Origin of the sequence: Gordonia amicalis (genome assembly GCF_022059885.1) — a bacterium.
GTDB lineage: Bacteria > Actinomycetota > Actinomycetes > Mycobacteriales > Mycobacteriaceae > Gordonia > Gordonia amicalis.
Map to the genome: position 1 here is coordinate 795,713 of NZ_CP091855.1, position 11,617 is coordinate 807,329.

At 71.1% G+C, this 11,617-nt stretch carries 7 protein-coding genes; 4 read left to right on the forward strand and 3 right to left on the reverse strand.

Annotated elements, in window-relative coordinates:
• The 3 genes from IHQ52_RS03670 to IHQ52_RS03680 all read left to right on the forward strand — a co-directional run bounded on the left by IHQ52_RS03670 (position 1) and on the right by IHQ52_RS03680 (position 2,686).
• Positions 1–639, forward strand: a complete 639-nt coding sequence (locus tag IHQ52_RS03670) for a response regulator (protein ID WP_096272711.1) — start codon at positions 1–3, stop codon at positions 637–639.
• Between the two features lie 10 nt (positions 640–649).
• Complete coding sequence (locus IHQ52_RS03675; protein WP_096274879.1) at positions 650–1,966, forward strand: sensor histidine kinase; 1,317 nt, start codon at positions 650–652, stop codon at positions 1,964–1,966.
• A gap of 255 nt (positions 1,967–2,221) precedes the next feature.
• On the forward strand, positions 2,222–2,686 hold the full coding sequence (locus IHQ52_RS03680; protein ID WP_024498961.1) for a hypothetical protein: 465 nt from the start codon (positions 2,222–2,224) through the stop codon (positions 2,684–2,686).
• Positions 2,687–2,875: 189 nt separating this feature from the next.
• Here IHQ52_RS03680 and IHQ52_RS03685 read toward each other — a convergent pair whose 3' ends face one another.
• The 3 genes from IHQ52_RS03685 to IHQ52_RS03695 form a co-directional block, all read right to left on the reverse strand.
• Positions 2,876–3,604, reverse strand: a complete 729-nt coding sequence (locus IHQ52_RS03685; protein WP_407043417.1) for a hypothetical protein — start codon at positions 3,602–3,604, stop codon at positions 2,876–2,878.
• A gap of 195 nt (positions 3,605–3,799) precedes the next feature.
• Positions 3,800–6,307: a helix-turn-helix transcriptional regulator gene (locus IHQ52_RS03690; RefSeq protein ID WP_232513044.1), complete on the reverse strand. Its 2,508-nt coding sequence runs from the start codon at positions 6,305–6,307 to the stop codon at positions 3,800–3,802.
• Entirely contained in the window at positions 6,294–8,000 is a 1,707-nt protein-coding gene (locus IHQ52_RS03695) for an Hsp70 family protein (RefSeq protein ID WP_096272707.1), read from the reverse strand. Before IHQ52_RS03695 ends, IHQ52_RS03690 begins: the two co-directional genes overlap by 14 nt.
• 356 nt (positions 8,001–8,356) lie before the next feature.
• On the opposite strand from IHQ52_RS03695, the gene IHQ52_RS23570 reads away from it, so the two are divergent.
• The gene (locus IHQ52_RS23570) at positions 8,357–11,491 is read left to right on the forward strand and encodes an IniB N-terminal domain-containing protein (RefSeq protein ID WP_096274878.1); all 3,135 of its coding nucleotides are present in this window, start codon (positions 8,357–8,359) and stop codon (positions 11,489–11,491) included.
• Positions 11,492–11,617 lie beyond the last annotated feature (126 nt).

Below are 11,617 nucleotides of genomic sequence, written 5' to 3' on the forward strand. Positions count from 1 at the left end.
GTGGACGACCTCGTGACCGCGGTCGTCGTCGACGACCACCCGTTCTTCCGGGACGGGGTGTCACGGGGTCTGACGCAGAGCGGACGGGTGCGGGTGGTCGGCGAGGCAGCCGACGGGGTCGCCGGACTCGAGCTCATCCGGCGCGCGAACCCCGACGTCGCCGTGGTCGACCATCAGATGCCCGGGATGACGGGTGTCGAACTGGCGCACGCGGTCACCCGCGATCAGTTGCCCACGCGCGTGCTCCTGCTGTCGGCGGTCACCGACGGTCCCATCGTGTTCCGGGCACTGCAGGAAGGTGCCGCCGGATACCTGTCGAAGGACGCCGACCGCGACGAGATCGTGGGTGCGGTGACGCGGGTCGCCCGAGGAGAAACGGTGGTGCCCCCGGTGCTCGCCGCCGGCCTCGTCGGTGAGATCCGCGCCCAAACCCAGCGCGGCACCCCGGCCCTCAGCGAACGCGAGCGCCAAGTGCTCACCGGATTCGCACGGGGACAATCGATTCCGCAGGTCGCCGCGGAGCTGTACATCGGTGCCGCGACCGTGAAGACCCACACCCAGCGCCTCTACGAGAAGCTCGGGGTCTCCGACCGCGCGGCCGCCGTGGCCGAGGCGATGCGTCGTGGGCTTCTCGAGTAGCCGCGGCGTGCTGCGCAACTCCGACATCGAGATCGCCGGACTGACGGTCTATCTCGGGTTCGGCGAGTTCGCCGACGAGCCCCGGATCCATCGCATCCTCGTCGAGCACGCCATCCGCGGTATCCGGGTGCAGGTGCTGCTGCGACTGTTCCTGGCGCTTTTCGTGCTGCTGACAGTGTGTCTCGATCCGCCCGACCATGCGGCCGTGTTCAGCGTCGCCACCGCCGCTCTCTACGCGGCGTGGTGCGTTGCCGGAGCGGTCGTGGTGCGCCGCCACGACACGTGGGTGGTCCGCTACTCGTGGCTCGCACTGCCGATCGACCTGCTGCTCCTGACGATCCTGGCCGTCGTCGCGGGGATGTCGAACGAGGTCAGTTGGACCACCGACGCCCTGCTCGCCGGATTCGCCCTGGTCCCGATGATCGCGGCCATCTCCCTGCAGCCGCGACTGTGCGCGATCGTCGTGGTCGCGACCGTGGTGGTCTACGCCGTCGCCAACATCCTCGCCCGGCAGGCGAACGGCGAGCCGTGGTCGATCATCGTGTTGCGCGTGCTCGTCGTGGCGGCACTCGCAGTCGGGGCGATCCTGTTGTCCCAGCTGCAACGGTCCCGGGTGACGACGATCGGATCGCTTGCCGCCGAACGGGCCCGGCTGCTCGACGCCACGATGGAGATCGAGGAGCGGGAACGACGCGACCTCGCCGACAACCTGCACGACGGCGCCCTCCAGTACGTGCTGGCCGCCCGGCAAGAGCTTGCGACGCTTCGTGGTTCGGCCGATCCGGTCATCTTGAACCGGGTCGACGGGGCTCTGCGCGACTCGGCCCGGCTGCTCCGGTCGACGCTGAGCGAACTGCACCCCGCAGTCCTCGAACAAGCGGGCCTCGCCGTCGCCCTCACCGACCTCGCCGCGTCCCACGGCAGTCGCGCCGGCGCTCCGTCGATCTCCGTCGACACCGCCGCCTGGCCGACCGAATTGCGCACATCCGCCGACTCGCTGCTGTTCGCCGTAGCCCGGGAGTTGCTGACGAACGTCGTCAAGCACGCCGAGGCCGACGCCGCGGAGATCACCGCCGAATTCGACCACGGGGTCGCGCGACTGGTGGTGGTCGACGACGGCGTCGGCTTGCCCGATGACGTCGAGATCGAGGAGCTGATCCAGCGACGCCAGGCTGCCGGCCACATCGGCCTGGCCTCGCGACGCGTACGGATCGAGGGCACCGGCGGCACGTTCTCGCTGGCCAGGCGGCCGAGCGGCGGAACCGCCGCCATCGTCGAGGTCCCTGCACGCCGGCTCGTCAGTGGCCCAGCCGAAAACCGCCTGTAAGTGCGCCGGAAATGCGCCCGGTGCAGCGGCGGCGGCGACATATCGTCGTCGGTCAGTTTCTGCAGGGCGGATTTCCGGGGCGGTTCAGCTACCCGGACGGGCCGGTGTCCACCAATCGGTGGATGCGCGAATCCACCGGTCCATCACCCGGTCGACGGAATCCCGGCGCGGTCCTTTCCGAGGAAAGTCATTGGTGTCACCGGAGCAACCCGGAACAGCCACCCAGAAGCCCTCACCAGAGACTCGGAGAACCCCATGAAGATCGCGTCCCGCATCGCAGCCGGAACCCTCGGACTCGCCGCAGCCACCGGCATCGCACTCGGTGCCGCCGGAGCAGCCCATGCCGGCACCATGCCGATCACCCGCCCGGGCGAACCGACAGTCGCGATGACGATCACCAACCACACCAACAAGCCCGAATACCTGATCGGCAGCAACGCCGACGGCGGTCAGTGGGTCAACGCACCGCAGCAGGTCCTGTACCCCGGCGCCAGCGAAACCATCACGGCCGTCGCACCTTTCAACAACCATCTCGACGTCAACGCCATGTACCGCATCGGACTCTTCGGTCCCACCGCCAACTACCAGCTCACCAACCACAAGTTCAACGTGAACACCGGGATGAGCGGGATCTGGGGACCCCAGTCGCAGCAGTACTGGATGAACAACCACATCGACACCGGCTTCCCACAGGCTCATGTCGGATTCGACCAGTGGTGAGTGGAGGACGCCTGCTGATCACTGGAAAGCACCACAAGCCCGCGACCGGAATGGTCGCGGGCCTGTGGTGGTTTCGACGAGCTCAACCAGCGGGGAGAAACGCTCGACCGGCGGGAAGAAACGCTCGACCGGCGGGAAGAAACACTCGACCGGCGGGAAGAAACGCCGAGATGAGCTCGCCTCTACGCATCACGGGAAGACGTTCTCCAGCGAGCCGAAGGCACCGCCGGCACCTGTGGCCGCGAAGTTCGTGGTGCAGCCGTTGAACGAGACGTTGTCGACGTTCACCTTGCCGGCCTTGTTCTCCGGCTGGCTCGAGATGCCGTAGTGGTTCACCACGGTCGTGTGACCCTCGCTGTTCGCCGCGGCCAGCAAGTCCTTCAGAGTCGCGGTCGCACCGCGCTCGATCCCCGGAAGGGCGCGGGTGGCCCACCACTGGTCGGACGAGGCGGCATTGGTCTCACCAGCCCCCTCCGGAGCGGTCCAGACGAGCGTGAGGAATCCGTCGCTCGAACCGGCGACGTTGGCGCCGGTCACGCGGATCTGCCAGTTGGCCTGGCCTGCGGACTTCTCGAAGGTGAGGGCCTTGTTGTTCTTCACCAGATCGGCGAGCGGGAGGTCACCGGCACTGTGATAAGACGCCTGTCGCGGGGTCTGCTCGGTGGTCACGAGTTCCAGCGAACCGTCCCGGTCCACCACATTCGTGGCGGAAAGCTTTCCGGCCTGACCTTGCTCATCGCCGAACATATTTCCCCAACCGGCCGCATCGACCGGGGTCGACACCTTCGCACAGTTCGTGTCGGACACCGGTGCGGCATTCGCCCCGGCCGGAGCGATAAAGCCTGCAACGCCAAGAGCTGCACCAATAGTGGTAACGCGAATGAGATTTCGTTTCATATGTTTTGCCTCCATATACATTTCGGCTGACGGACTTCGGCGAACGTAACAAACGAAAACGCAACGTACCACCCCTGTTGAGAAATAGATCACACCTTCAATTTCACACGACGCCAATGCAATTCGCCGACTTACGGCAATTCCGACAGAGCGCCGAATTCTCGTATTCGTTCCTCGCGGAACGCGAATGTTCGATGGGAGAAGTAGCCGTGCGAATCAGCTGTATCCGGCGGCCCGCAACGCCGACATCAGCTCGGAGCGCGACCCGGCATCCAATCGACGTCGAATCCGGGACACATGGTGCTCCACGGTCTTCGCCGAGATGAACAGCCGCGCACCGATCTCCCGATATGTGAAGCCCTGCAGCAGTTCTCGGGCGACCTCGGCTTCCCTATCGGTCAGCAATCCGTCGACGGGTCGGGGACGTCGCCGATCCGCGTCAACCGAGCGGGCGGTCTCCAGGAGGTCCGCAGCGGCGCTCGGGTCGGCGGCATGTAACCCCGCGATCCCCGCCAAATGTACTGCTTCCCAGATCAATCCGTTCGACCGTAGGGCCGAGACCGCGCCGGCGACCCGGTCGTCGGTGATGTTCCCGGCCTGCTCGAAAGTGAGTGCCGACCAGGTGCGGGCGGCCGTCGCGAGGCCCGATGCACGCGCGTGCTGCGCGGTCGTGGCGTCGAGGCGCCGTTGTCGCTCGGCTGCGAACTCGGCGTCGCGGGCGATGACGGCTGCTCGAACTCCGGCGAAATGCCAAGGCGCCGACCATGTCACCGGGTTGTCCAAGGCGTCGAGCAATCGATCAGCCGCGGTGATGTACCGGTCGATCGACGCGGTGTCGGCCAGCCGGGCGGCAGCCTGCCAGAACTCTGCGAGTGGACGCAGGAGATAGAGGTCGACCTCGGTCGCGGCGAGCAGTGACAGACCTTCCGGCCACAGCGCCGTCAGCGCCGGGACGTCACCGTTGCGACGCGCCAGGCCGAGGCGGATAGCGTGGACCCGGAGCCGGTCGACCATGCCGATGGATTCGGCGGTCGGCAGCAGACGGGTGACCGACTCGAGGTCGCCGCTGGACAGTGCGATCTCCGCCTCGAGCAGAGCGCCGGCGGCGGATTCACCGGCCGCTGCCCGGAGTGTCCTGGCCGCATGCACGTCGCCGCTGTTCAGCGCGAGCGCGACGGCGGCGTGCAACGTCCTCGTGGCCGCCGGACCCGACCTGCTCGGTACGGCGGCCGCGAGGCCACGGACCACGAGGTCGACCCCGTCGCCGGGACCGCCGTCGTCGGTGCCGCCGACCGAGGCGAGCAGACCCCGGATCGCCAACGATCGCACGGCGCGGACACCCACCGGCGGCTGCCCGTCACCCACGGCGGCGATCGCCGAGGCAGCGGTCCGGTCCCCGACCGCCAGGAGTGCGGTCACCGCGGAGAGCGTCTCCGCCGCAACGTTGTCCGATCCGAGCCAGCGATACAGGTCCGCCGCATGGGAACCGAGACCCCGGTGTGCCGCGACCACAGCCGCGACCCCCACCCAGTGTTCGATCCCGTTCTCGCCCGGGTCGGCCGACTCGAGCCGGGCATCCGCGACCGCACCGGCGCCATCGATGTCACCGGACGCCAGCGCGCGCTGGGCCATCAGGAGACGAACGTCGTCACGTCCCGGTTCGACACGATCGGCGGCCCGGAGAAGGACCACTGCGCGCGCCGCGGTGGCATCGGCCGCACCTTCCAGCAGGGCGTCGACGAGCCGCGGGTCCTCGACCCCCGACTCCGCGGCGTGCAACGCGTCGTCGGCGGTCAGTTCGGTCGCCCGCAGACGCACTGCGGCCGACGTACGGCGGAGCTCATCGAGTCGCCGGTTCCCGAGGACGGCGTGCAGCGGTTCGCGTGCGGACGACACAAAGACGTCGGCGCCGCGGAGCAGACCGCTTCCCCGCGCGCGGTCCAGTGCCCCGACTGCTGCGTCCCGCGGGACGTCCAGGGTCTCGGCGAGGCTCTCGGGGTCCAGCGGGGCCCGTACCGACGCGAGGGCCAGGACGGACAGCGTCGTCGGATCGAGACCCCGGAGCAGTCGATGGTGGCGATCGCGCGCCACGCGTTCGACGACCGCCATCTCGTCGACCGGTTCCCCGGGAGCGGCGGCCGCAGCCGCTTCCCGGATCGAGAGCAGCGCGGCCGTCACGACGGTGCGGGCTCCACCGCAGCGTCGGCGGATCTGCGATGCGGTCGCCGGTGTCAGTGTGAGACCGGTCCGAGCCGCGTGGGTCAGTACGTCCGCCGTGCTCATCGCGCCGAGTTCGAGGAGCGTGCCGGAACGTCGGGCGAGGTCCAGCACCCGGCGGAGGACCTGATCGGTCTCGCGTGGTTCGGTCGTGGCGACCAGCTGGATGGTTCCGGCGTCGACCATCGTCGCCATCCGTGCGACGAGGTCACCCGGCCAGGTGTGGAGGTCGTCGGCGAGTACCACCATCGTCCCGGCCGGGACGTCGGTCGAGGACATGCCGACGCTGACCGGGACGTCGAGACCACGCAAGCGCTCGTGCACGGCCTTCAGCAGACCGGTGCGACCGCTTCCCGGGGTGCCCACGACGACCGCGCAGAGCGGGAGCTTCGCAGGGGCCCGGTCGAGGATGTCGTCGACCCAGGTCGACGCGGGAGTGAGTTCCCGGCGATCGCCGACCGTCGGGATGGGCGAGGTCGCCGCTCGCCCCACGTCAGCAGACGACACGGGTGACGCCACAGACGACCTGACCGGTTCCGTCGAGGACCCTGCCGGGCGCCTGCAGGACACCGCCCGGGGTGATGCCGTTACCGCCCGAACCTTCTTCGGGACTCGGCTCGGGAGAATCCGCCGGGGGGTTCTCGACGGGCGCGGGCGAGGTACCGGGGTTCGGCGCCGGCGGAGCCGCCGGCGCGGGGGCCGGCCCGCCGGGCGCGGGTGACTGACCGCCGCGGGGCGCTGTGGTCCCGGGCGCCGGTGTACCGGCAGCCGGGGCGCCGGCCGTCGTACGGCGCGGGGCGCCGGTGCCCGCGGCTCGGGTGCCCGTGTCGGTGGCGGCGTCGGTGGTGCGGGTGCCCGTGTTGGCTCCGGCCACGGTCGGAGGAGGTGTGCCGGGGGTGCCCGGTGCCGGGCCGGCCGTGGTGGTCACCGCGCCGGCGGGAGGCGGCGTCGCCTCTCCCGTGGACCCGACCAGACCCGTCCCCACCGACAGACCGGTGGCCGAGACCAGCACCAACGCTGCGGCACCGGCCGTGATCAGGATCCCGCGCCGGCGACGGGACAGGCGAGGAGCCGGAGCCGCGACCGGTGTACTGGGAGCCGGCTCGATCTCCCGCAGCGGACGTTCCTCCGGCAACGCCGCGAGCGCCTGCCCGGGGACCGCGGCGGTCGGGACGATCGGCGCGGAATCACGATCACCGATCGCGGCGATGCCGATCAGTGCGCCACCGGCCGCGGACGCCGATTCGGGTTGGGGATCGAGGATCACCGGCAGGCGCAGGGTCGAGGACAGCATCTCGGTGACGAGCGGGATGGACGCGCCCCCACCGCCGAGGACGATCGCCGAGACGGGGGCCGGGTGTCCTCCCGCCTGGTCGCCGCCCGCACTCGCGAGTGCCTCCCGGATCAGTGCCACCGATTCCGCGAGGGGTCCGCGGACCAGGTCCTCGACGTCATCGCGGACGAGCCGAGCGACGGTGGTCACCTCGCCCACTCGGACGTCGACGACCGCGTCGGTGTCGACCGACAGGGATTCCTTGGCGCGGCGGCATTCGGTACGGAGCCGGCTCAGATCGTCGAGAACCGGCGAGGCGGCGCCGGGATCGGCGAGCCCGGCGGCGACACCGGTGACCCGCAACGTGTGCCCGAGCAGCAGTCGGTCGAATTCGTTCCCGCTGACCGAGTCGAGGCGCAGGGGCCGACTCACCACACGCGGTTCGTCACCGGTCGCGAGCACGGTGACGGTCAGGGCTGATGCGCCGAGGTCGTAGCTGATCACCAGACCCTCGCCGAAGGCACCTTCGTGGTGTTCGACGGCTGCCAGCGTCGCCCGCGACTCCGCCACCCAGCTGATCTCGCCTGTGAGCACGTCATCCCGCGCGAGCAGTGCAGCGCGGGCTTCGTCGACCGCCTGCGATGTCCACGTGTCGGGATGCACGACGGTCAGATGCGCGACGGAGTCGTCGCCCAGGTCGAGGCGGGTGACGAGCGCGACGATCGCCTCGGCGTGGATCTGCGCGGCAGGCCGGCTCTGTCCGTGGTCGTCGAGTACCGGGACGGGATCACCGACACGGTCGAGGAAATCACCGGAACCCACCAGCGCGGCGGTCTCGACGGAGAGCGACCTCTCCCACGAGTGCTCCGAGGCGACGACCGCGACACTGTTCGCGCTCCCGATCTTCACACCGATCGCGATCCCCATGTCGGTCAGCTCCTGTTCCCACCTGCGGGGTGGTCGACGGCGATCGCCGGCCGGCCACCGGCGTGGCGTGGGCGATCGTCTGTTGGCGCGTGCCGCGGCCGATGCGACCGTGCACTTCACAGAGTGTGTCGCCGATCATGACCCGGCCGTTAGCCCTTCGGCGACGATTAGGGAGAAACTCCCCTACCCCCTATCGGCCCCGCCCCCTGTCGGGTTGTCCCCCCGGGGGCCGGCCCCCCTATCGACCGTCGCGACAGGACTGGGGATTTACCCCGATGTCGCGCACCGCACCGGCGTTTAGCGTCGGACTCGACACGGGATCGAACTGCGATCTCTCCGACGCAAGGAACGACGCCATGCCGACCAATGCGGTACTCGACTTCATCCTCGGCCTGCTTCGCGACGAGGACGCGTTCAACGCCTACTGCGGCAATCCCCAGGCCGCGATCGACCGTGCCGGGCTCACCGGGATCACGCCCGCACACATCTCGGCCGCGACGCCGCTCGTCGCCGACTCCGGACTGGCCGTCGGCGGCGCTGCCGGTGGTGGCCTCGGCGCCATTGCCGGGGCCGGCGGTGGCCTCGGCGGCGGGGCGATCGGCGGTGCCGTCGGAGGTGGTGCGAGCGCCGGGGGCGGAATCGGGTTCGGTCTCGGTGGACTGGGCCTCGGTGGCATCAACGTCGGAGGTATCAGCGGCGGAGGCATCAACGTCGGTGTCGGTGACATCGGTCTCGGCGGAGTCGGCCTGGGCGACATCGACTTCGGTGGGCTCATCGGTGGGATCGGGCTCGGCGGCGTCGACCTCTCCGGCCTCTCGCTCGCAGACCTGGACCTCGGCGGAATCGCTTTCGGTGACCTCGATCTGGCCGGCCAGCTGGCTGTCACCCTCGGTGCGGCTCTGTCCGCCGGACTGGGCGCCGGAGGCGAGGTGGCGGCGCAGTTCGGCGCCGCGCTGGGTGCCGCCCTCGACACCCTGGTCGCCGGAGGCCTCGAACTGAGTGCAGGCGCCGGGGCGGCGATCGCCGGGGCGCTGGCCGGCGCGATCGACGCGGAAGGTGCGTTGGCCGGTCAACTCGGCGCATCCCTCGACGCCCTCCTCGCCGCGGGCGCCGACCTCGGACTCGGCCTCGGTGGCGGACTCGCCGCCCAGTTGTCGGCGGCGCTCGGCGCGGGCGGCGAACTCGCGGGCGAGTTCGGCGCGACCCTCGGCGGAATGCTCGGCGCCACGTTCGGAGCCGGCGGTGCGCTCGGTGCCGACCTCTCCACGGCGCTCGCCGCCGGACTCGGTGCGGGTGGCGCCATCTCCGCGGTCCTCTCCGGTGCACTCGGCCTCGGGGCCGACCTGTCGAGCGATCTGACCGCCGCCCTCACCTCGACGCTCGACGTCGCCGGCGACCTGTCCGCGACGCTCTCCGGACTGCTCGACGCGCAGGCCGTCGCCGATCTGTCCGGTGAGCTCGGGGCGACCCTGACCAGCGCTCTCGGCTCCACGCTGGCAGCGGGCGGCACGGCCGCCGCGTCGCTCGGGACCGCGCTGGGTGTTGCTCTGACGTCGAGCGCCGCCGCGGCCGGCGGGTTGGCGCTGAGCGGTGCAGCGGGCGCCAACGCGGTTCTCGGCGGTGCGCTGACCGCGGCCCTGGGAGTCGGCGGGGGCGCGCAGGCGGGGCTCGCGGCGACCCTGGAATCGGTGCTCGCGGCCGGCGGTCTCGTCGACCTCGACTCGGCGCTCGCTGCGGGTGGTGACCTGAGTGCGACCCTCGCCGGCGCGCTCGCCGCAGGTCTCGAGGCCGGTGGCGACGCCGCGGGCGCCCTGGGTGCGGCACTCGGCGGCACCCTGGCGGCCGCGCTGGACGGTGGTCTCGCGGCCGATCTGACCAGCGGGCTCGGCGGGGCACTCGAGACCGGACTGGGTCTCGGGGCAGGACTTGGCGCCGGACTCGGCAGCGTCGTCGAGGGCTCCGTCGGGGGCGCCCTCGAAGGCGGACTGATCGTGGTCGGCGGCCTGGGCGGCGAGCTGGGTGCCGCTCTGGGCGGGCTGCTGTCGGCCGGCGCCGGGCTGGACACCGCACTGAGCACCGTGCTCAGCGGCGTCCTGGGAGCAGCCGCCGGCGCCGATCTCGGAGCCGCACTGGGCGGGGCACTCGAACTCGGTGGCGTACTCGGCACCGATCTGACCGGTCTCCTCGACGCGGGACTCACCACCGACCTGGCCGCCCAGCTCGGCGCCGCGATCGGTGGCGGCGGCGACCTCGCTGCCGAGCTCGGTGCCGCGCTCGGCGGGGTACTGGGAGCGACCACGGGTGTCGAAGGCATCCTCGACGCCGCGGCCGGAGCCGGCCTCGGTGTCGGCGAACTGCTGGCCGCCGACCTCGGCGGGGCCCTCGGCGTCGACGGCGCCCTCATCACCCAACTCGGCGGAGCGCTGGACGCCGCACTCGCGGCGGGCGCCGACCTCGGCCTGGTCACCGAGACGGCCACCGACCTCACCGGAACCCTGGAGACCGTCCTGGGTGCCGGCGGCGACGTGGGAGCCGACCTCGGCGCATCCCTGGGCGCGGTTCTCGGCACCGCACTGAGCGGCGAGCTCGGCGGAAGCCTCGCCGGCGAGCTGGCGGGCGGAGCGGACCTGGCGGGCGCCCTGAGCAGCACGCTCAGCAACGCACTCGATGTCGATCTGTCGGCCACCAACGGCCTGGTCGCGACCCTCGACTCGACGCTGGAGGCCACGGGTGGTCTCGGCGATGTGCTCACCGGTGAGCTCGGCGCGGTGCTCAACCCGAGTCTCGTGATCTCCCCGGAGGGCAGCATCACCGTGGGCGGCCCGATCCTGACCACCGTCGGACTGGGTGGCACCGCCGCCGACGATCTCACCGGCACCCTCGAGACCGGACTCGGCGGCGGACTCGCCGGGCTCGGGACGACGCTGGACACGGGGATCGGTTCGGCCCTCGACAGCGGTCCGGGTCTCGGCGGTGATCTGGGTCTCGGCGGTGACCTGGGTCTGGGCGGTGGCCTCGGCCTCGGCGGCGACCTGGGCCTCGACAGTTCACTCCCGGCGGAGGTCACCGGCGACCTGACCACCGCCGTCTCCGGCGCGGCCGGCGGCGCAGTGAACGTCGGCGGCGAAGCGGTCGGTGCGCTCGACTCGACCCTGGGTGGCACCCTCGGCGCGACGACCGACGCCGCCGGCAACCTCGGCACCGATCTCCCCGGGGACGTCTCCGGCGGCCTGACCGGCGGATTCACCGGCGGCGGCGAGGCCGGCGGCGGCGTCGACCTCGGCGGCGTCACGCACACCGACGCCGGACTCGGCGGAGCCCTGGACTCGACGGTCGGAGGCGTGGCCGACACGACGAGCGGGCTCACCGGCGGCCTGACCGGCGACCTCACCGGTGGTCTCACCGGCGGGCTGACCGATGGACTGGGAGCCGACTCGGATGCCGGTGCGGCCGCATCCGGAGACGTCGACGCCGGACCGGACGCCGGCTGACCCCCGGACACGACGGAATCGCCCCGGCGCCGCCCGACGACCAGCACCTCGCTGGACGCGTGCGGTGCCGGGGCCGACCCCGTCTCCGGGTAGCGCACCCGGACACGTCCCCAATGCCGACCGCGT